The following is a 20,592-nucleotide window of genomic DNA, read 5'->3' as shown; positions in this document are numbered from 1 at the left end:
GCATAGCATGGGGTTATACTATTTTCGCTGCGCTGCGGTGGCATCGCGTGTCGCTCGGAATTCGCTATCCGCCGACCAGTTGGGCCATTCATGGCTGTCCGCCACGCGCCGCCCCACATTGTAGAGCAGCGTCAGATCGCCGACCCAGCTGCTCGTATCCCAATTGGCGTCATACTCGTCGGCCGGCTGATGATAGCGATCCTTGGTATAGGCGTCCTGCAACAGCTTGCCCCGCTCGGCCCCGCCATTGACCAGCTCGCGCCCCGGATTGAAGGAAATGGCCGGTACGCCGCGCTTGGCCATGGGAAAATGGTCGGAACGATAGAAACTGCCGGCTTCCGGCCGCGCGTCCGGCGTATAATGGCGGCCCAATTTCTCGCCTTCCTGCGTCAGCGTGGTCAGCAGGTCCAGCTTTGCCGCGCCCGAAATGCTGAAATTGGTGGTCTTCTCGATCCCGAACGGCCCGTCCATATTGACGACTCCCGCCGTGGTGGCCAACGGCCGCAGCGGATTATCGGCATAATATTCGGACCCCAACAACCCTTTTTCCTCCGCCGTCACTGCCAGGAACAACACGGTGCGTTCAGGTTTGGGCCCTTTGGCATAGGCGCGGGCCAGCTCCAGCAGTGCCGCCGTGCCCGACGCATTGTCCTTCGCGCCGTTATAGATGGTGTCGCCCTTCGCGTCAGGCGCACCAATGCCCAGATGGTCCCAATGCGCGGAATAGATCACCGTTTCGTCGGGATATTTGCTGCCTGGCACCAGGCCCGCGACGTTATGCGAGGTGATGATCTCCGACTTCACCGCATAGTCGGCGCTCATCGTCGCCTTCAAGGGGATGGGCTTGAAATCCTTCTTGCGCGCCGCTGCCTTGGCCGCCTCGAAATCGACGCCGGACGCGGCCAGAAGTTTCGCCGCCAGATCCTTCTGCACCCACCCTTCCATCTGGGTATGCGCGGCCTTGGGATCGGCGCGGACGATGTCGAACATCGTGTTGGTGTTGCTGTTCTTGACGGTGGCCCAACCATAAGAGGCCGGCTCGCTTTCATGCACCACCAGCACGCCCGCCGCGCCCTGCCGCGCCGCTTCTTCATATTTGTAGGTCCAGCGACCATAATAGGTCATCAGCTTGCCGCCGAAATCTCCTTCGCCACCCTCGAAATCCGGGTCGTTGACCAGAACGACCATGATCTTGCCCTTAAGGTCCACGCCCTTGAAATCATCCCAGCCGCGCTCCGGCGCCTTCACGCCATAGCCGACGAACACCAGAGGCAGGTCGGCGAACTTGACCGCCGTCTGGCCCGTCTCGGCAGCCCGCACGGCGATCTCGCTGCCTTGCGACAAGGGTTGCGTAGCGCCGCCGATGGTCATCGACAGGGTCGGCGTGCCGGTGATGTTGGACATGCGCAGCGGCACGTCCTGGAACCAGCTGCCCTTGGGGCCAGCCGGCTTCAGTCCCGCCGCCTTCATCTGCGCGGAAATATAGTCGGTCGTCTTCACCTCGGCGCGGGTCGCCGGGCCACGTCCTTCAAATGCGTCGCTCGCCAGCGTCTTGATATCCTGACTGACGCGGGCAACGTCGAAGCTGGGCGGGGCGGCCAGCGCGATGGTCGATGTGGACAGGAGGCCGGCCAGCATCAAGGGACGGACGAACGATAAAGAGGGCAACATAATCAACTCCTTGGCGCAGGACTGCGCGGGCGAGTCGGGATCATGCCCATCGTACGGCCAATGTCGACCGGCTTTATTGCAGGTGGCAGGGAAGGGAGGCTGCTCAGGCCCTGGGGACGCTCTGATCATAGCGCGCAACATGCCGCAACACATCGTCGGCATGTTCCCGCCGGCATATCAGCAGGTCGGGCAGATAGACGTCCGCCTGGTTATAGACGAGCGGCGATCCGTCGATGCGCGAGCAGTGGAGACCATGCGCACGCGCGACCGCAACCGGCGCCATGCTGTCCCATTCATATTGGCCGCCACTATGCAGATAGATGTCGGCCTGACCCAATATGATTGCCATTGCCTTGGCGCCGGCGGACCCCATCGGTACCAGCTCCGCGTCGATCGCCGCCGCCACTGCCAGCGCTTCGGCGGCGGGTCGGGTGCGGCTGACGACCATGCGCAGCTTTTCGGGCGCGGGCGGCAAAGTGCGGACCTGATCGGTTCGCAATATGATACCGCCGTCCAAGCCGGGCAGGGCGACCGCGCCGATGGCGGGAATGCCGTCGATGGCTAGGCCCACATGCACAGCCCAGTCGGTCCGCTCCTCGCCATATTCGCGGGTGCCGTCCACCGGATCGACGATCCAGACGCGGCTCTTGGCCAGCCGCTCTTCATTGTCCTTTTCCTCCTCCGACAGCAGTCCGTCGTCGGGCCGCTGTTCGCGCAGCGCGTGGCAGAGGAACTGGTTGGCGGTCTGGTCGCCGGCCTTGCCCAGCGCCTTCGGGCTGAACAGCGCGGAGGCGCGGACGTCCAGCAGCAGGCGGCCTGCTATCTCGGCCAGATGGGCCGCCAGCGTGGCGTCGGCTACGGCCCTGTCGGACGGCCCTTCGCTCATGGGATCAGCCTGGCAACGATCGCATCGGCGGCTTCCTCTGCCGTCATGACCGCCGTGTCGATCCGGATTTCCGGATCTTCCGGCGCTTCATAGGGGCTGTCGATGCCGGTGAAATTCTTGAGCTGGCCCGACCGCGCCTTCTTGTACAGCCCCTTGACGTCGCGCGCCTCGGCATCCGCCAGCGTCGTGTCGATATGCACCTCGATAAATTCGCCCGGCTGCATCATGCTGCGCACCATGTCGCGCTCGGCGCGGAAAGGCGAGATGAAAGCGGTGATGACGATCAGGCCAGCGTCCGTCATCAGCTTCGCCACCTCGCCCACGCGGCGGATATTCTCCACCCGATCAGCATCGGTAAAGCCCAGGTCCTTGTTCAGGCCATGGCGCACATTGTCGCCGTCCAGCAGGAAGGTATGGCGGTTCATCCGCGCCAGCTTCTTTTCCACCAGATTGGCGATGGTCGACTTGCCCGCGCCCGACAGGCCGGTGAACCAAAGCACGGCCGGCTTCTGGTTCTTCAGGCCGGCATGGAAATCGCGACTGATGTCGGTCGCCTGCCAATGGACGTTCTGCGCGCGGCGCAGGCTGAAGTGCAGCATGCCCGCCGCCACCGTGGCATTGGTCAGCTTGTCGATCAGGATGAAGCCGCCCAGCGTGCGGTTCGCGGCATAAGGTTCGAACACGATCTGTTTGTCGGTGGACAGGTTGGCGACGCCGATGGCGTTCAACTCCAGCGTCTTGGCGGCGAGATGCGACCCCGCACCGCCCGCATCGTTGACGTTGACCTGATATTTTGGCTGCTGGACCGTCGCCGTCACCATTTGGGTCCCGATCTTGAGCCAGTAGGAGCGGCCGGGCAGCATTTCCTCGTCTGCCATCCACACGATCGTCGCCTCGAACTGATCGGCGGCTTGGGGCGGATTGTCGGATGCGGCGATCACATCCCCGCGCGAGCAATCGACCTCATCGGCTAAGCATAGCGTAACCGACTGGCCGGCCAAGGCTTCATCCAGGTCGCCATCAAGCGTGACGATGCGGGTGATCGTGCTGGTCTTGCCCGATGGCAGGACGCGGATGGCATCGCCGGGCTTGACGCTGCCCGTCGCGATCTGGCCGGAAAAACCGCGGAAATCCAGATTGGGGCGGTTGACCCACTGCACGGCCATGCGAAACGGCTTGTCGGCGTCGGCCGCACTGTTGACCTCGACCGTTTCCAGATGCTCGATCAGCGCCGGTCCCTTATACCAGGGCGTGTTCGCGCTGGGGCCAGTGATATTGTCGCCCTTGAAGCCGGAGATCGGCATGGGGGTGAACGCCGTGATCCCGATCGAACGGGCGAATAGCGCATAGTCGGCCACGATCTTGTCGAACACCGCCTGATCATAGCCGACCAGATCCATCTTGTTCACTGCCAGCACGATGTTGCGGATGCCGATCAGGTGGGCGAGGTAGGAGTGCCGGCGGGTCTGGGTGAGGATACCCTTGCGCGCGTCGATCAGGATGACGGCGAGGTCTGCGGTTGATGCGCCGGTCACCATGTTGCGGGTATATTGTTCGTGGCCGGGCGTGTCGGCGACGATGAACTTGCGCTTTTCCGTCGCGAAGAAGCGATAGGCGACGTCGATGGTGATGCCCTGTTCACGCTCGGCGGCAAGCCCATCGACGAGGAGCGCGAAGTCGATCTCCTGCCCCTGCGTGCCGACCTTCTTGCTGTCCGCCTCCAGCGCGGCCAGTTGATCCTCGAAGATCATCTTGCTGTCGTACAGCAGCCGCCCGATCAGCGTCGACTTGCCATCGTCCACCGATCCGCAGGTGATGAAACGCAACATCGTCTTATGCTCATGCACCTTGAGATACTGGTCGATATCCTGCGCGATGAGGGCGTCCGTCTTGTAGGTGGGGTCGGCGATGATGTCGGTCATGTCGTTCCAAATCCGTTCGCCCTCAAGCTTGTTGAAGGGCTGTTCTTCTGAAGAAAGGTGCGGGGCTTCGACAAGCTCGGCCCGAATGGAGGGAAACCTCGTTAGAAGTAACCTTCCTGCTTCTTCTTCTCCATGCCGGCGCCGCCCGCATCCTTGTCGATGGCGCGGCCCTGACGCTCCGACGTGGTGGTCAACAGCGTCTCCTGGATCACCTCCGGCAACGTCTTGGCCGTACTTTCGACCGCACCGGTCAGCGGATAGCAGCCCAACGTGCGGAAGCGGATGGAACGCATCACTGGCTCCTCGCCGGGTTGCAGCGGGAAGCGATCGTCATCGACCATCAACAGCATGCCGTCGCGCTCCACCGTCGGACGTTCGTCCGCGAAATAGAGCGGCACGATCGGCACGTCGTTCAGGTGGATATATTGCCATATATCCAGCTCGGTCCAGTTGCTGATCGGGAAAATGCGGATGCTTTCGCCCTTGTTCTTGCGGGCGTTGTAGAGGTTCCACAATTCGGGCCGTTGGTTCTTGGGATCCCAGCCGTGCGAGGCTGTGCGGAAGGAAAAGATACGCTCCTTCGCGCGGCTCTTTTCCTCGTCGCGGCGCGCGCCACCAAAGGCCGCGTCGAAGCCGTAGAGATTGAGCGCCTGCTTCAGCCCTTCCGTCTTCCACATGTCGGTGTGTAGCGGGCCGTGGTCGAACGGGTTGATCCCGCGCTCGGCGGCTTCGGGGTTTTGATAGACCAGCAATTCCATGCCGCTTTCCTGCGCCATCCGGTCGCGCAGCTTGTACATTTCCTGGAACTTCCAGGTCGTATCGACATGCAGCAAGGGGAAAGGCGGGGGCGAGGGGTAGAAGGCCTTGCGCGCCAGATGGAGCATCACGGCACTGTCCTTGCCCACCGAATAGAGCATCACCGGCTTGTCGGCCTCGGCCACCACTTCCCGCAGGATATGGATGCTCTCGGCTTCGAGCCGCTCCAAATGGGTCAGGGTCTTTACGTCCACCATCTATCCTCGCAATCGTCTTGCGCGCTGCATTGGCACCGGGCAACAATCATTGGACCTCCCATATGGGAGGGCCTATGCCGCTGTCCATGCGATTGGATGATTCCAGCCTCTTGGCCAGCCTGCATGATGGCATGTTTCAGCAACCGCTATGGCATGATTTTCTGGAGCGTTTGCGCGGGCGATTGCAGACGGTTTATGCCGGTCTGGCCTATTGCCCGCCGCATGAAACCGGGGTGGTTCAACTGCATGTCGGTCCAACAAAACCATTGAATCTAGGATATATTTTTACCGAGTATGAGGTTGACGCCGCTGTACTGCGCCGACCGATGCGGGAAGGGCGCGTTTATGCGCTGGATGAACTGATCGATGCCGACGACTTGGGATTCACTGCCTGGCGTGACGAAGAACTTCTACCGGTCGGCATAGAAGATTTGCGGGCGGTTCGTGTTGCCGAAGCGAGCGGCGTCAACGCCTGGCTCAGTTGCGGCGGGCGGCCTATGTCGTCCTCTGCCACATCCTTGCTCACTGCGCTGGCACCACATCTGCGGATCGCGATGCGCGGGTTCGTCGCGCTGGAGCGAGAGAGACTGCGGTCCAGCCTGGCGTCTGAAGCCTTCGGGCGCCTGAATTTCGGCTGGCTGACGCTGGATGCGCAATGCCGCATGCTGGATATGACGGCGCATGTCGATCAGTTGTTTCAGCGCAATGGCCTGTTGCGGCGCGGCCGTTATGGTCGGCTTACGCCGGCATCGCCCGAACTGGACCGGGAATTGACCGCGCTGGTCAAGCGGTTCGCACAGGATGCCGATGCGCGGCCGCACGCGATCAATCTCAGCAGGGATCCCCGGATGGACATGCTGGTGGCGCCGTTCCGGGGCGGATCGGTCGCGACGGGCAATGCGCCGGTGGCGATCGTCTATCTTAGTGGCGATCGGTCGTCCCAGGCGGACCGATGCGAGCAGTTGGTCGAATTGTTCGGCCTGTTGCCGAGCGAGGCGCGGCTCGCCTGGGAAATCGCTCAGGGCATCCCGATCGCGGAAGCCGCCGCCAACCTCAACCTGAGGGTCGAAACGGCGCGCAATTACTCCAAGAAGATATATGCGAAAATGGGCGCGCGCGGTCAGGCGGAACTGGTGCGGATCATCCTGAGCAGCGTGCTGGCGATCGCCTGACAAAATTGCGCGTGAGACAGCGAGTTGGACAGCCCTACGCGATAGCGGAATGATGGGTTGTTTAACATAATATATATTATCGCGCTTTTCTCATCGGCGCCGCGATGGTCAGGCCTGTACTCATATCGGAGAAATGAGGGATCGTCCGGCGTCCCCTCAGGAGCCGAGCATCTGACCGATCGACGTATCGAAATGCCGGTCGATCGCCGCCGCCGCCGCGGCGGGATCGCGCCGGGCGATGGCCTGCGCCAGATCCATGTGACAGGCCAGGATATCCTGCCGCTGCCGATCGGTCTGCCGCGTTTCCCAGGCGCGGGGCACGGCCGTTTCCATCAGCGGTTCGAAAGACCGCATGATCTGCGAGAAGAGCAGATTGGATGCCGCTTCGGCAATGGCGTTGTGCAGCGCGATGTCATGACGGGTGATCTGGTCCATATCGTCGCATCCATCTGCCATCGCCTGGGCGATCGAAAGAATATGGGCTGCCTGTTCGTCGGTGCGCCGCTCGGCAGCGAGCGCGACGATGCGCAGTTCCAGCGTTCGGCGTACGTCCCACACATCGGCAACGCTGACCTGCTCTGTCGATACCGCATGGTCGAGCGAGGCGCCCATGACCGACCCGTCGATCGCCCCTACCCGCGCGCGCCGGCCGTTGCCGACGTCGATCAGGCGCAATGCCGCCAGGGCGCCAAAGGCTTCGCGCATCACCGCCCGGCTGACCCCCAGATCGATGGCGAAGCTGCCCTCGCCCGGCAGCGTGTCGCCAACCTTCATGCCATGATCGCGAATATGGTCGCGCACGGCCTGAATGGCCCGGTTGACCAGGGAGCCACCGTCTTCGCCCCCGCTTGCCTGTCCCGCGCGCGTCGCCATCATGCCGCCAGCCTGTGGGCGCGATATTGCGTCGGCGCAACGCCGAAATGGCGGGCGAAGGCGCGGGTGAAGCTGGCATTGTTCAAATAGCCGCAGCGATAGCCGACCGACGACACCGGCAATTCGGTGGCGAGCAACATCGCGCCCGCCCGATCCAGTCGCTGCGCCATGATCGCGTCGGCGACCGTACTGCCGAACATGTCGCGAAAACCGCGGGTCAGCTTGGCGCGATTGAGGCCGCAGGCGCGCGCTATGCCGTCCAGGGTCAGTTTCTCCGCCCAGCGATCCTCGATCATGCGGCGCGCGGTCAGCAGTCGTTCGGTATCGGCGCGGGAGAGCAGCGCATCCTGCCCGATCGGCACATAGCCCTCTTCTCGCCCGACACGCAGCAGATCGCAGAATAGCTCGATACTCTTGGCCAGGCGATAGGGGGTGGCGGCCGCTTCATGCAATGAGCAGTCACGGATGGCGAGCGCGATGGCTCGCAGAGGTGCCGGCAGATAATAAACGACACCCGGCGTCAGCGGCACGGCCCCGTCCGCCACCCGCGCGCAGGCATCGGGCGATACCAGCAGGATGAGGCGATTGGCCTGCCCGTCGTTGAGATCGTCATGGGCGGGGCCATCGACCAGTCGGAAGGATGCCGCCTGCCCCGCCGCACCAAAGCCCAGGATGAAGGCTGTGGTAAGGCCCGCCTCATTGGCCGGCATGGCGATGCCAGACCCTACCAGAGCAATCATTTCGGGCGATATGATGATTCGGTCCATGGACATTCTCTCCTGGCCCAGATTCTTGACCTATCCGATAGCTTTTGGCAATAGCTATCAGATAGGTTTGCGGGGTGCCTGTTTCATGGCCCGCCAGAAGGCACCAAGCGATACGCCACTGACGGTCACGCCGACGGCCGCCAGGCCTTCGCCCAGATGCGTTTCCCCGCCAAGCAATGCGCTGATTGCGGTGACGAGCGTGGGCGCGACGCCAAAGCCGATCAAGCCGGCCAGCGCGATGAAGGCGCCGATGCACAGGCCGCGCAGTTCGTTAGGAAGCAGTACGGTCAGCGCGACCGAGGTGATGAGACCGGTGATCGTGCCGCACAACATCAGCGCACCCAGCGCGACCGCAAAGCTGCCTATGCCCGGCATGATCGGGAACAGCGCGGCGGGAATGCCAAGGCCGGCGGCGACCACCGCCCCGATCAGCAGGCCGCCGCGACGACCGCTCTTCTGTCCGATATCGGCCGCCACGCCGCCCAGCACCGATCCGACCACCCCGGTCAGGAAGATGAGGCTACCCATCCAGCCCGCAAAATCGGGAGGAGCCAGACCATAGCTGCGCGAGAGAACGGGCGAGGCCCAGATGGCGGCAGCGGCATCGGCCATGACTACGCTGACCTGCCCAACGAAGAGCGGCGCGAGGAAGGCGCGACGCGACCAGAGTTCGGCAACGACGACACGCCAGGGGGCATGGATCCCCGCCGCCACTTCCCGCCGCGCAGGCTCCCGCAGCAGGAACATCGGCAGGACCAGCGCAGCGCTGATGGCGGCCAGCGCATAATGGGTGGCGCGCCAATGGGCGACATTGGCGAACAGGCCGCCGGCGGCGCGGTGCAGGAACAGGCTGAGCAGCCAACCCGCCAGCGCAAAGGCCCCCGCCTGGCCCAACGCCTTGCCCAACGTCACGATCAGCAGCGCCCTGCCGCGCTGATGCGGCAGACAGAAATCGGCGCATAGCGAGAGTGCAGCGGTCAGCGCGCCGGTGGTGCCGATGCCCGCCAGCATGCGGGCGATGAAAAGCATGGGGACGCTCTGCGCCATGGCGGTCAGGAGGGTGCCCACCGTCCAGACCATGGCAAGGCCGATGAACAGCCACAGCCGGTTGGTCCGATCCACCAATAACCCGATGGGTATGGAAAACAGCAACAGCGGTACGGCGGCGGCCACGCCTTGCACCAGCGAGAGCTGGAAATCGCTCAGCGCCATTTCGGCCTTCGCGCCCTCCTGCACCATGCTGAACGACCCCATCATGGTGAAGCCGGCGGCCATCGCCAACGCCAGGATCAGGAGTGATGGCAGGATGCGCAAGAAGGATGGGTTGTCGGCGCCCGCCATGGGATGGGGCACCGGATCGACGATCGGCAGACTGGTCATGACCATCCTCTTCCTGTGACAGCCGGGGGGCTAGACATCTCTGGCTAGACAGCGAAAATCTTGCCGGGATTGAACAGGTTCTGTGGGTCCATCGCGCGCTTGATCACGCGCATCAGGTCCACCGCTTCGCCCAGTTCATCAATGAGGCAATGTTGCTTGCCAAGGCCGATGCCATGTTCGCCGGTACAGGTGCCGTCCATCGCCAGCGCCCGCTCGACCAGCCGCTGGTTCAGCGCTTCCACCTCCACCATTTCGTCGGGCGCGTTCGGGTCGATCGAGAAGATGACGTGGAAATTCCCATCGCCGACATGGCCCAATATGGTCGCAGGCATGCTGGCCTTGTCCAGATCCTCGCGCGTCCGGGTGATACATTCGGCCAGCCGGCTGATCGGCACGCAGACATCCGTCGCCCATCCGATCGCGCCGGGCCGCATGTTGACGGCGGCATAATAAGCCTCGTGCCGGGCCTTCCATAATTTGGAGCGTTGTTCGGGCAGGTTCGACCAGCGAAATTCACCCCCGCCATGCATGGCGGCGATCTCTTCCACTGTTCGAACCTGCTCGTCCACATAGGATTGCGACCCGTGGAACTCGAAGAACAAGGTGGTCAGCTCCGGATAGTCGAGTTTCGACCAGCGATTGACCGCGCGCATCTGCGCATCGTCCAATATCTCCACCCGCGCCAGCGGCACGCCGATCTGGATCGACTGCACCACCGTATCGACCGCGCCCTGCAAGCTGTCGAAACTGCATACGGCAGACGAGATCGCTTCGGGAATGGCATGCAGGCGCAGCGTCACTTCGGTGATGATGCCCAATGTCCCCTCACTGCCGATCATCAGCCGGGTCAGGTCATAGCCTGCCGCAGACTTGCGCGCGCGTCGCGCGGTGCGGATGATTCTGCCGTCGGGCGTCACCACCTTCAGGCTTAGAGTGGCTTCGCGCATCGTCCCGTAACGCACGGCGTTCGTTCCGGAAGCCCGCGTGGCCGCCATGCCGCCGATGGTGGCGTTGGCGCCTGGATCGATAGGGAAAAACAGGCCCTGGTCCCGCAGATGCTCGTTCAGCTGCTCGCGCCGCACGCCGGCCTGCACGGTACAATCGAAATCTTCCTGATTGACCTCAATGATGGCGTCCATCCGGCTGAGATCGATGGTGACTCCACCCATGACCGGGATCGTGTTACCCTCGATCGACGTACCTGCGCCGAAGGGGATGATCGGCACCCCCGCCGCCACGCACAGCTTGACAAGGGCTGCCACTTCCTGCGTCGTTGCGGCGAAGACCACCGCGTCGGGCAATACCGGCGCGAAATGCGCCTCGCTCTGGCCATGTTGCAGGCGGATTGCCTCCCCGGTGGCCAGCCGGTCCCCAACAAGGGTAGCAACCTGATCGAGAAATCCGTCCGGCAGGGGTTGGCGCGGCAGCAAGGGCGTGTGGGCGCTCATCGGATCAGAACTTGAAGCTGGCGCGGACGCCATAGCGGCGCAGGTCGCCGATGATGCCCAGGTCCGAAGCCGGCAGCCCCGCCAGCTGTAGGGTCGTCTTTTCGATATAGGCATCGAAATATTTCTTGTTGAACAGGTTGTTCCCGAACACGGCGAACTCGATGCCCTTTGCCGTGGCGAAGGTGATGGAACCGTTGACCACGGCATAGCCCTTCAGAAAGGTCGGCGTCGTCTGGTTGAGCGTCGCGGCCAGCCGCTTGCTCTTGCCGTTCAGGCTGGCGTTGAAGGTCAGCTTGTTGTCGCCCAGCGGCACGACATAGTCGCTGCTGATATTGTAGAGCCAGTCGGGCTGGAAGGTCAGATGGTCGCTCGACAGGGTCCGGTTGGTGACGTCGGTATATTCCGAAGAATCCACAAGCCGCGCATGCATGTAGGTCAGGCCGCTGGAGATGGTCCAATTGTCGGTCGGCCGCACCCGCGCTTCCAGTTCCGCGCCATAGCTGTGGACGTGGCCGGCATTGAGATCGACCGTCACCAGCCCGCCCGCGCTGCTCGGCGCGACGCTGTTCAGGCCGATATAATGTTTGTAATCGCTAAAGAAGATGTCGCCCGACAGGCTGAAGGCGCTGGTCGCATATTTTGTGCCCACTTCATAAGTCCAGGCGCTATCCCCTTGATAAGTCCGGACCGGGGCGGTCGGCGCATTGAAGCCGCCGCCCCGATAGCCCCGCGCGACCGACGCATAGGTCATCAGGCTTGGGTTCCAGTGCCGGGTGATCGACAGTCGGGGTTCCACCTCGTTGGATTTCAGGCGCGGCGCGCCCAATGCCCGGCGGTTCTCGTGATCGTAGCGCATGCCGAGGGCGACTTCCCAATCGCTGGTCGGCTTCCAGAAGACGGTGCCGAAGGCCGCATAGGTGTCGCCGACCCGATGGTCGGACGACGGCAGCACCAGCCCGAAGGGCACGATGGTATTGGCGCCCGCCGCATCGAACGTCTCCCGGCTGTAGAAGAGGCCGAACAGGGTCGATAGCTGCGCGTTCAATGTCGTGTCGAGCCGCAGTTCCACCGTCCTGGTGCGCAACTGATCCCGTCCGGCCGAGCGGACCACATTGGCCGGGCCGAAATCGCCATCGCTGTCGGGCGAGTGCGTGTCGCGCGCATCATAGGCGGCGAGCAGCGTGACGCGGGTGTCGATCGCCTCGATCGGCGCTTCGATCCGGGCATTGACGCCGCGATATCTGTAGGTGGTGATGCCGGTGGTATTGAAATTATTATTGCGCGAATAATCGGTCGGGCCGGCGACCCAGGCGTAGGGGACATTATGCCCCTTGATCCAGTCATAATAGCCGTTGACGGCTACAACGACGTCGTTGCCCGGCGTAAAGCGCAGCGTAGCGCTGACCGAGTCCGTGTTCAGGCTGTTGCTGTGGCCGCCGACCGTGGTGTTGCGGATGAAACCGTCCTGCTGGCGATGGGCGCCGCCGATGCGGATGGCCAGCTTGTCCTGCACGATCGGAGCGGAGACGGAGCCGGATACCAGCCAGCTATTGTCCGGGCCGGCATAGCTGGCTGCGCCGCGCGCCTCGAAATCGTTGCCGGGCTGGCGGGTGATGACGTTGATCGCGCCGCCCAGCGTATTCTTGCCATAGAGCGTGCCCTGCGGCCCGCGCAGCACCTCGATCCGTTCGACATCGAGCAACGGGTTGTTGAGATAGGCGGTATTGGGGCGATAGATGCCATCGATGAAGAGGCCGACGCCCGGCTGCACCGTCTGCACCAGCGTAACGCCGACGCCGCGGATCGATACGAAGGCACGACCGGCGCCGTCGCTGGAGATGTTGAGGCCTGGAGACAAAGCGGCGGCCTCACGGACCGAATTGATATTCTGCTTGGCCAGCGTATCGCCGCTGATCGCCGTCACCGCGACCGGTACGTCCAGCAGGGTTTCCTGCCGCTTGCGGGCCGTGACGATGATGTCGGAATTGCCGTCCGTTTCAGCGGCGGGCGCCTGCTGCGCCTGCGCTACGACAGGAAGAGACGCCGCGACCGCGACGCCGGCACATAGCAAAGCCTTCAAGTTCATCATCCTCTCCTCCCCTCGTCCGGCAGAATCATGTCTGGCAGATCGCTGTGGGCCTATCTGATAGGTACAGCTTTCAGATAGGTTTGAGGAGATAGTCGATTATGCCGTCCGGGTCGATCACTTCGCCGATCGGATATCCATTTATCTGTCCAACTCGCTGTCGCGTCGATCGCCCGATATTTCCCGTAACAGCGAGATACGCAATGCTTACCAGCAGCTATAGCCGCCGTCGGCCAACACGATGCTGCCGGTCATCAGGCTGGCCGCGTCGGACGCAAGGAAGGCGACGACCGATGCGACTTCCTCCACCTCGCCGAGCCGCGCCATCGGCGTCGAATCGATCCAGCGCCGGTACATCGGCCCTTCCTTGTCCGCGAACTCGTTGAGCGGCGTGCGGATATAGGTGGGCGCCACCGCATTGACCCGCACGCCCCGGTCCGCCCATTCCGCCGCCAGGCTCCTGGTCAACTGATGCACTGCCGCCTTGGACGCATTGTAATAGCTTTGCGGTTGGGGCCGGTTGACGATGAAGCCGCTCATCGACCCGACATTGACGATGCTGCCCCGCCCCCGCTCCAGCATGTGCCGGCCAAAGGCGCGGGCGCACCAGAAGGTGCCATTCAAATTGACGTCCAGTACATGGCGCCAATGTTCGTCCGCCACCATCTCGGCCGGCGTGTCGCTGCGCGCGATGCCGGCGTTGTTGACGAGGATGTCGATGGCGCCGATCCGGTCCGCGATGGTCGTCACCGCGCCGCTATCGGTCACGTCCATCACCGCGCCATCGACGTCCAGCCCCTTGTCCCGCAGGCAAGCAACCGCCGCGTCGATAATATCGGGCTTCAGGTCGGCGATCGTCACCGCAGCGCCCATCTCGCCCAGCGCTTCGACACAGGCAAGGCCGATGCCGCTCGCCCCGCCAGTCACGAGCGCGCGCCGGCCATCCAGTTTCAGTCGTTCCAGATACATGGCCTTGTCCTTCAGGGCAGATAGGGCGCGGCGGGCATGGACGGTTCATGCACCGTTTCCCCTGCCGCGAGGTGATAGATCAGCCGTTCGTCACGGTTGAACGACGCCCAGGGCAGGCCGCCATCGGTGGCGAAATCGACCCAGATACGATGCACGCGGTCGGCCAGTGCCTGCGGCGGCGCCTCCCCACAAATCCCCTCCGGCCCGGTGACGCTGGCGAGCGTATCGAAGACGAAGGGCAGTTCCATCGCATGGGCCGCGCCCAGCCCGCCGAAGAGCGGCGAGCGCCATTCGAATTCATACATGTGCGTGCGCCCGCGATGCTCCTCGGCAAAGCGGCGGGCGGGCCAGCGGAAGACGAGATCGTGCATCGCGTCGGTAAAGGCATGGCCGGGCTTCACGCTTTTTGCTCCCATGCCATAGGCTTTGAGCAGCTTGCGCGCTTTGGGCTGATGCTTGTGCACGAACCAGGTCGCGAGCAGTCGGCCGATCTTTTCCCGCACGCCTGTGGGAACGAAATAGAGGTTCATCTCCTGCGCATTGGTGCCGATCAACAGATCGACCTCCGCGCCCACGCCCACCTTCAACGCAGATAGCGGCTGGTGCGGCAGGACGTCGTCGCCATGGACGGGCACGAAGCGGCTGATGCCGAACACCGGCTCGCGGCCGTCCGCGTCGCGCAGGTCGATGCGCGCCGTCGGCTGGCTGACCTTCTCGATTGCGTCCAGCATGTCGCCTGGCGCGAACGATCGGAAGCCGTCGGCATCGGGCGTGATCCCGAGCCGCTTCGCCAGCGCCTTCACCAGCCGCTGCGCCACGCCGATATCGCGCGTCATCGCGCCATGGCCGCTTTGTACGATGGCGCGGCGGAACAGCCCCTTGGCGAGCGGCGAGGTGATGAGGTTGGCGACCGACATTGCCCCGGCGGACTCGCCGAAGACCGTAACATTGGCGGGATCGCCGCCGAAGGCCGCGATATTATCCTGGACCCAGCGCAAAGCGAAAATCTGGTCGCGCAGGCCAAGGTTGGTGGGAATGCCGGGAATGGGCAGAAAGCCCTCTACGCCAAGACGATAATTGATCGCCACCAGCAGCACGCCGTCGCGGGCAAAGGCGCTGCCATCCTGCACCGGCGCATCCTTGCTCCCCACCACGAAGCCGCCGCCATGGATGAAGACCATGACCGGCAGGCCCGTGGCATCGCCGGCAGGCTTCCAGATGTTGAGCGTCAGATAATCGTCGCCCTGGCGCCAGCCGCTGCCCACCAGCGCCTCGACATCTATGCCCGGTACGGCGCGCACCCGCTGCGGGGCATTGGGCCCCAGCTCCAATGCGTCGCGCACGCCATTCCAAGATGGCACCGGTTGGGGCAGGGCAAAGCGCCGATCGCCGATCGGAGGCGCCGCGTAGGGGATGCCAAGATAACGGGCGACGCCATTATGGACGGCGCCACGCACCAGCCCAGCCCGCGTGGGCACGATCATCTCCATCCATCCACTCCTTGTCACCTTCGGCCCTCTCGGACGGCCGAATTTTCCGACATTTTAGAGCAGGTTCCGATCCGATTGCATCGGCACGGCTGCTCTAAGTTTTTGGCTTACCGCGTTTTCCGGGTCAGCAGGTGATTCCACCTGCTTAGAAAACGCTCTAGAGTGAAAAGAATGCGCAGGGGACAAGAATGGCTTTGCCGGAGCGCACGACCGCACTGCCGAGCGGATGATGCGCAGAGACTGGTATAGTATTCGCTAATGCAATTGACTTGCATCGGATTGCTCGGGTACCGGGGCGAAGCACCCATGGAAATCGCGATGATGCCCGCTTCTGTCCGATCCTTTTTGGCCCCATTTCGGACCCTGTCGGGTTGAGCAAGACGGCCGCCCGTCCCCGCCGCAGCGGCTGGCGTTATCGCGGCAATGTCGCGCTGCGCATTCTGGCCGGGACGGTCGGCGCCTATGGCGTGGCGGCACTGGCGGCGGCGGCGCTGGCCCGCACCCTGCCGATGGCGCGTGTGGAAGCGGTGACGATCGCGACCCTGATTGCCTATCTGATCGCGCCTGCCGTCACCATCTGGGCCTTTCTGGCGCGTGGGCCGTTCCGCGCGCTGGCCGGCGTGGGGATCGCGGCGCTGTTGCTCGGCGGCATCGGCTGGATTGCAGGGCAACCAGCATGAGCGGGGCGAGCGCCATGGTGCGCGACGGCGCGCGGCAGGCGATGGCCTGGCTGCATGGCTGGACCGGACTGCTGCTTGGCCATATCCTCTTCATCATGTGCCTCGCCGGCACGCTCAGCGTCTTCAAGCCGGAAATCAGCCGATGGATGCGGCCGGAGGTCAGCGGGCAGGCCGATCCGGTCCGGGCAATCACCGCCGCAACCCAATGGCTGTCGGCGAACACGACCGGATCGACCGGCTGGTATCTGTCCGCTCCCGATGGGCGGTCGAACGTGGTGGAGGCCACCTATGACAGCGGCGGCGCCTATTTCAGCCGCGCGCTCGAACCACTGAACGGCGCGCCGGTCGCGCGTGACACGCTGGGCGGTGAATTTTTCTATCGCCTGCATTTCGAACTGGAACTGCCCTACCCCTGGGGTCGGCTGCTTGCGTCGCTTGCGGCCATGCTAATGCTGGTGGCTATCATTACCGGCATCATCGCACACAAGCGCATCTTCAAGGACATTTTCACCTTCCGACCCGCCAAGGGACAACGATCCTGGCTGGACGGGCATAATGCGCTGGGCGTCCTGTCCCTGCCCTTCCATATCATGATTACCTTCACCGGCCTGCTCACGCTGGCATCGCTCAACATGCCCTGGGGCATGACGGCGGCCTATGGCAAGGATCTGATGGCGCTGTACAGCGACTTGACCCCCGGTGCCGTGACGAAGGCGCCGACGGGATCAAAGGCACCGCTGGCGCCGATCGAACCGATGCTGGTGCAGGCGCAGCGTCATTTCGCAGGCGCGCCGGTGGGAAGGGTCTATATATTCAATCCGGGTGACGCGGGCGCGGTGGTCACCGTCTATCCCGTCGAAACTGCGTCGATCGGCTATTTGCCGGCAGAGATCAGCTTTAACGGCGCAACCGGTGACGTGTTGAAGGCCTGGACGGAGCGGCGCCCGGCGATCCGCGCCTATCAGACCATTTACGGGCTGCACATGGCGCATTTCGCGCCACTCCTGACCCGGTGGCTTTATTTCCTGGGCGGCGCGATGCTGACGCTGGCGATTGCGAGCGGGATGCTGCTGTGGATCGTCAAGCGGCGCGAGCGGGCGCCGCTGTCGATCGGCAACCGGCTGCTAGAGCGGTTGAACGTCGGCGGACTTGCCGGCGTACCCGTCGGCATGGCGGGTTTCCTCATCGCCAATCGCCTGCTGCCGTTGGGACTGACGGCGCGGGCCGAAGCGGAAGTGTCCGTCGCATTGTGGAGCGCAGGCGCTGCCCTGCTTTTGGGGCTAGTCCTGCCCCCGGCGCTGGGCTGGCCATTGTTGCTGGGCCTGCTCGCGCTGCTCTGTGCGCTGGCCGCCTTGCTGGGGCCGATCTGGGCCGGCGACGTCGTGCTGGCGACTGGCAATGCGATGTTGCTTGCGATCGCTATAGCGCTGAGCTTGCTGGTGTGGAGACAAGTGGGGCGCCGCAGCGCTCCTGCCTCAGCCCGCCGGCGGGCGGTGCCGGCATGATGACGACCATCGGCCTGCTGTATCTTTCGCTGTTCGCGCTGGCTGCCCGGATGCAGCGACATCGGCCCGTGCTGCTGGGATCCTGGCAAAAGCGGCGCTTCATATCCCATCTGGAACTGGCTGGCTGGACGCTGTTTGGCCTCTCCTTGCTCAGCCTGTGGCTGTGGGCGGATATCGGCATGGCACTGGTGGCCTGGACCGGGCTGCTGCCGCTGCTGGCCGGATCGGTCGTGCTGGGCATGACCTATCGCCCCGCAGTGCCGCGCGCGGGTGTCCCGGTCGCGGCGATCCTTCTGGTCGCGGGATTGCTCGCCTAATCCTTCATGTCGATGGTGGCGATCAGGCCGCCATCGTCCGCATTGCGCAATCGCACCGAAGCTTCGAAACTCATCGCCAGCGATCGGCAGATGGTGAGGCCGATACCGGTACCATGCCGGCCGCCCGGCTGACTGCTGGGGCCGCGCGTGAAAGGCTCGAACATCTGGTCCAGCTGGTCGGTGGGAATGCCAGGGCCATGATCGCGCACATGGATCATCACGCGACCGCCAGCGCGCGTGCAACTGATTTCCGCATTGCCGCCATATTTGACGGCATTATCGACCAGGTTGGCGATACAGCGGGTCAGGGCGTTGGGCTTGACCCGCACCGTACCACCGCACCCTGTCACTGCGCGGACCGGCGAACCCAGTTCCTGTGCATCCTCGGCCATGCTGGACAGCAGGGAATCGATATCGATCGAAGACCATTCCTCCCGCGCCTCTATGCTGCTGGCAAGGTCCAGCCCTTCGCGCACCAGCGTCTGCATCGCCTGATGGTCGGCCAGCAGGCGCGCGCGCAATTCCTCATTCTCCACCAGTTCCAGCCGCAGCCGCAGCCGGGTGAGCGGAGTTTGGAGATCATGGCTGATCGCCGCCAGCAATTGGGTCCGTTCAGCAAAGCCGGCCCGCGCACGCCGCTGCATCAGGTTGAAGGTGGAAAGGGCGGCGCGCACCTCTTCTGGCCCCTTTTCGGGAATTTCCTCCGGATCGAGCGATACCGAGAAGGCCTCTGCTGCCTGCTCCAAACGGCGCAGCGGTTTCGACACGATGCGAGCCACCAATATGGCCAGCCCCGCCGAAGACGCGATGATGACGATCAGGTAAAGTGGATTGAAGACGGTGCTGGGCGGTTTTTCCATGCGCGGGAAGTTGAGGGCGATGGCCCGGCGTTGCCCGATCCCGTCGGTATAGCGGACCACCCAGCAATCCGGACGCGGCGCATCGACCAGCCCGGCGAGCAACTCCTTCGTCTTGTAGCGATCGGGATAACAAAGGCCGATCGGCACCTGCCCCGCTTCGGGCCGGGATTGTGGCCCGAGGCGCGCTTGTAGCAGGGATTCAAGGTCCGAATCCTGCTCGTTCAGGCTGATGCCTTCGGGTGCAGGGAAGGCGCCGATGATATTGTGGGTCGCCATCATCGTCTCGATCCGCCGCGGATCACGGCGAAAACGCTCTGCGACATCCAGCGCGCTGGCCAACACGCGCTGACGACGGAGGCGTTCGAAATCATGATGGCGGGTCTGTTCCGCCACCAGCAGGGCCACGATCGCCGCGACCGACATGCCCAGCGTCAGGATCAGGAAAATCTGCCCCGCCATCGACCGGAAGAAGTTGCGGGCGCGCCCGATCGCCGGACGGATCATGAATGCTCCACCGTGCAGGCCAGAACATAGCCTTCACCCCGCACCGTCAGGATCAGGTCTTCGCCACCAGGCAGTGTCGCCAGCTTGTGTCGCAATCGGCTGATCTGAAGGTCGATCGACCGGTCGAAGGCGGCGGTAGCGCGGCGTTCGGGGAGCAGCGTTTCGCGGTCCAGCACGATATTGGGTTCGTCGATGAAGCGGCTGAGCAAGCGGAACTCGGCCGAAGACAGCATCACCAGCCGGTCATCGGGCGCCACCAGTCGCCGTTGCACCATATCGACCCGCCACGGACCGATATGGGCGTAGCGCATGGTCGTGGCGGGGCGGTTGGCTGGCCCGGTCCGCGCCCGGCGCAGCAGGTTGCGGATGCGGACCAGCAATTCGCGCGGCTCGAACGGCTTGGTCAGATAATCGTCGGCACCCAGTTCCAGCCCCAATACACGGTCGATCGCGCTGCCCCGTGCCGTCACCATGATGATCTGTACGTCCGACCCATCCGCCCGCAATTCGCGACATAGCGAAAGGCCGTCGCCATCGGGCAGGTTGAGGTCCAGGACGATCAGGTCGATATCCTCTTCGCGCAGCGTCCGGCGCAGTTCGGCAAGGTTCGCAGCGGCCAGCAACCGATAATTTTCCTGCCGCAACTGGCCCACGATCAGATCGCGAATATCGGCATCGTCATCGACCACGAGCACGGTGGCAGGACAGGAGGATGGTGCATCGGCCATGCCCTTTCGTAGCGCGCGATCCGTTAAAAGTCTGCGCCTCTTCGCCCCTGATACAGGCTGATACAAAGCGTTACGCAGATAAGGGGCGGTGCAACCCATCGTGGCAATCGGAAAATAAGTCGCTCTACCACGAGACGGGCTAAGCCGCGATGAGGGCGCTGTCGGCTCCCCCCGCCGACACAAGAGAGTCCTTGCGATGCCTATCCCTGCCACGATGGTCGGGGAACCGGCGCAGCGGACCGACCGATCATGCACGTTCCCCTCCCCCTCGTGCGTCCGGGCCGGTTCCACCGCTGCACTGGCGGGCATCGCAGGGGCCGA

Annotated in this window: 17 protein-coding genes; 4 read left to right on the top strand and 13 right to left on the bottom strand. The window is 63.7% G+C overall.

Features of this window, described 5'->3' with window-relative positions:
* Positions 1-18: 18 nt before the first annotated feature.
* From AC07UX_RS11255 to cysD, 4 genes are all read right to left on the bottom strand, one after another.
* Entirely contained in the window at positions 19-1,671 is a 1,653-nt protein-coding gene (locus tag AC07UX_RS11255; protein ID WP_495192088.1) for a M28 family metallopeptidase, read from the bottom strand.
* A 103-nt stretch (positions 1,672-1,774) separates the two neighbouring features.
* Positions 1,775-2,557: a 3'(2'),5'-bisphosphate nucleotidase CysQ gene (locus tag AC07UX_RS11250; protein WP_495192087.1), complete on the bottom strand. Its 783-nt coding sequence runs from the start codon at positions 2,555-2,557 to the stop codon at positions 1,775-1,777.
* The gene (gene cysN, locus AC07UX_RS11245; RefSeq protein ID WP_495192086.1) at positions 2,554-4,479 is read right to left on the bottom strand and encodes a sulfate adenylyltransferase subunit CysN; all 1,926 of its coding nucleotides are present in this window, start codon (positions 4,477-4,479) and stop codon (positions 2,554-2,556) included. Before cysN ends, AC07UX_RS11250 begins: the two co-directional genes overlap by 4 nt.
* Before the next feature lie 101 nt (positions 4,480-4,580).
* Positions 4,581-5,492, bottom strand: coding sequence for a sulfate adenylyltransferase subunit CysD (gene cysD, locus AC07UX_RS11240; RefSeq protein WP_495192085.1), 912 nt, complete (start codon positions 5,490-5,492; stop codon positions 4,581-4,583).
* Positions 5,493-5,578: 86 nt separating this feature from the next.
* On the opposite strand from cysD, the gene AC07UX_RS11235 reads away from it, so the two are divergent.
* A complete protein-coding gene (locus AC07UX_RS11235) occupies positions 5,579-6,664 on the top strand; it encodes a helix-turn-helix transcriptional regulator (RefSeq protein ID WP_495192084.1) in 1,086 nt (361 codons plus the stop codon).
* A gap of 156 nt (positions 6,665-6,820) precedes the next feature.
* On the opposite strand, the gene AC07UX_RS11230 is transcribed toward AC07UX_RS11235, so the two are convergent.
* The 7 genes from AC07UX_RS11230 to AC07UX_RS11200 form a co-directional block, all read right to left on the bottom strand.
* Entirely contained in the window at positions 6,821-7,540 is a 720-nt protein-coding gene (locus tag AC07UX_RS11230; RefSeq protein ID WP_495192083.1) for a FadR/GntR family transcriptional regulator, read from the bottom strand.
* Complete coding sequence (locus tag AC07UX_RS11225) at positions 7,537-8,304, bottom strand: helix-turn-helix domain-containing protein (protein WP_495192082.1); 768 nt, start codon at positions 8,302-8,304, stop codon at positions 7,537-7,539. Before AC07UX_RS11225 ends, AC07UX_RS11230 begins: the two co-directional genes overlap by 4 nt.
* Positions 8,305-8,361: 57 nt before the next feature.
* Entirely contained in the window at positions 8,362-9,684 is a 1,323-nt protein-coding gene (locus AC07UX_RS11220; RefSeq protein WP_495192081.1) for an MFS transporter, read from the bottom strand.
* 44 nt (positions 9,685-9,728) lie between these two features.
* On the bottom strand, positions 9,729-11,132 hold the full coding sequence (locus tag AC07UX_RS11215; protein WP_495192080.1) for an FAD-binding oxidoreductase: 1,404 nt from the start codon (positions 11,130-11,132) through the stop codon (positions 9,729-9,731).
* Positions 11,133-11,136: 4 nt separating this feature from the next.
* On the bottom strand, positions 11,137-13,221 hold the full coding sequence (locus tag AC07UX_RS11210; protein WP_495192079.1) for a TonB-dependent receptor: 2,085 nt from the start codon (positions 13,219-13,221) through the stop codon (positions 11,137-11,139).
* A gap of 204 nt (positions 13,222-13,425) precedes the next feature.
* Positions 13,426-14,187 (bottom strand): SDR family NAD(P)-dependent oxidoreductase, encoded by a 762-nt coding sequence (locus tag AC07UX_RS11205; RefSeq protein WP_495192078.1) that lies wholly within the window; start codon positions 14,185-14,187, stop codon positions 13,426-13,428.
* 11 nt (positions 14,188-14,198) lie between these two features.
* Positions 14,199-15,677 (bottom strand): carboxylesterase/lipase family protein, encoded by a 1,479-nt coding sequence (locus tag AC07UX_RS11200; RefSeq protein ID WP_495192077.1) that lies wholly within the window; start codon positions 15,675-15,677, stop codon positions 14,199-14,201.
* 371 nt (positions 15,678-16,048) lie between these two features.
* Between AC07UX_RS11200 and AC07UX_RS11195 the strand changes: the two genes are divergently transcribed.
* Genes AC07UX_RS11195 through AC07UX_RS11185 form a run of 3 tightly spaced genes read left to right on the top strand, consistent with a single transcriptional unit; the run spans position 16,049 to position 18,179 of the window.
* On the top strand, positions 16,049-16,357 hold the full coding sequence (locus tag AC07UX_RS11195; protein WP_495192076.1) for a ketohydroxyglutarate aldolase: 309 nt from the start codon (positions 16,049-16,051) through the stop codon (positions 16,355-16,357).
* A complete protein-coding gene (locus AC07UX_RS11190; RefSeq protein ID WP_495192075.1) occupies positions 16,354-17,862 on the top strand; it encodes a PepSY-associated TM helix domain-containing protein in 1,509 nt (502 codons plus the stop codon). Before AC07UX_RS11195 ends, AC07UX_RS11190 begins: the two co-directional genes overlap by 4 nt.
* Positions 17,859-18,179: a DUF3325 family protein gene (locus AC07UX_RS11185; RefSeq protein WP_495192074.1), complete on the top strand. Its 321-nt coding sequence runs from the start codon at positions 17,859-17,861 to the stop codon at positions 18,177-18,179. Before AC07UX_RS11190 ends, AC07UX_RS11185 begins: the two co-directional genes overlap by 4 nt.
* On the opposite strand, the gene AC07UX_RS11180 is transcribed toward AC07UX_RS11185, so the two are convergent.
* Entirely contained in the window at positions 18,176-19,543 is a 1,368-nt protein-coding gene (locus AC07UX_RS11180) for an ATP-binding protein (protein ID WP_495192073.1), read from the bottom strand. The genes AC07UX_RS11185 and AC07UX_RS11180 overlap by 4 nt on opposite strands.
* Positions 19,540-20,271, bottom strand: a complete 732-nt coding sequence (locus AC07UX_RS11175; protein WP_495192072.1) for a response regulator — start codon at positions 20,269-20,271, stop codon at positions 19,540-19,542. The genes AC07UX_RS11180 and AC07UX_RS11175 overlap by 4 nt, the downstream gene beginning before the upstream one ends.
* Positions 20,272-20,592: the final 321 nt, after the last annotated feature.

The organism is Sphingobium sp. GW821-FHT02B05 (assembly GCF_059421905.1).
This window is presented reverse-complemented; position numbering and strand designations above follow the sequence as displayed.

Coding starts and splice junctions, on each gene's coding strand:
- AC07UX_RS11255 (WP_495192088.1), bottom strand. CDS start 1,671: ATGTTGCCCTCTTTATCGTTCGTCCGTCCCTTGATGCTGGCCGGCCTC.
- AC07UX_RS11250 (WP_495192087.1), bottom strand. CDS start 2,557: ATGAGCGAAGGGCCGTCCGACAGGGCCGTAGCCGACGCCACGCTGGCG.
- cysN (WP_495192086.1), bottom strand. CDS start 4,479: ATGACCGACATCATCGCCGACCCCACCTACAAGACGGACGCCCTCATC.
- cysD (WP_495192085.1), bottom strand. CDS start 5,492: ATGGTGGACGTAAAGACCCTGACCCATTTGGAGCGGCTCGAAGCCGAG.
- AC07UX_RS11235 (WP_495192084.1), top strand. CDS start 5,579: ATGCGATTGGATGATTCCAGCCTCTTGGCCAGCCTGCATGATGGCATG.
- AC07UX_RS11230 (WP_495192083.1), bottom strand. CDS start 7,540: ATGATGGCGACGCGCGCGGGACAGGCAAGCGGGGGCGAAGACGGTGGC.
- AC07UX_RS11225 (WP_495192082.1), bottom strand. CDS start 8,304: ATGGACCGAATCATCATATCGCCCGAAATGATTGCTCTGGTAGGGTCT.
- AC07UX_RS11220 (WP_495192081.1), bottom strand. CDS start 9,684: ATGACCAGTCTGCCGATCGTCGATCCGGTGCCCCATCCCATGGCGGGC.
- AC07UX_RS11215 (WP_495192080.1), bottom strand. CDS start 11,132: ATGAGCGCCCACACGCCCTTGCTGCCGCGCCAACCCCTGCCGGACGGA.
- AC07UX_RS11210 (WP_495192079.1), bottom strand. CDS start 13,221: ATGATGAACTTGAAGGCTTTGCTATGTGCCGGCGTCGCGGTCGCGGCG.
- AC07UX_RS11205 (WP_495192078.1), bottom strand. CDS start 14,187: ATGTATCTGGAACGACTGAAACTGGATGGCCGGCGCGCGCTCGTGACT.
- AC07UX_RS11200 (WP_495192077.1), bottom strand. CDS start 15,677: ATGGAGATGATCGTGCCCACGCGGGCTGGGCTGGTGCGTGGCGCCGTC.
- AC07UX_RS11190 (WP_495192075.1), top strand. CDS start 16,354: ATGAGCGGGGCGAGCGCCATGGTGCGCGACGGCGCGCGGCAGGCGATG.
- AC07UX_RS11185 (WP_495192074.1), top strand. CDS start 17,859: ATGATGACGACCATCGGCCTGCTGTATCTTTCGCTGTTCGCGCTGGCT.
- AC07UX_RS11180 (WP_495192073.1), bottom strand. CDS start 19,543: ATGATCCGTCCGGCGATCGGGCGCGCCCGCAACTTCTTCCGGTCGATG.
- AC07UX_RS11175 (WP_495192072.1), bottom strand. CDS start 20,271: ATGGCCGATGCACCATCCTCCTGTCCTGCCACCGTGCTCGTGGTCGAT.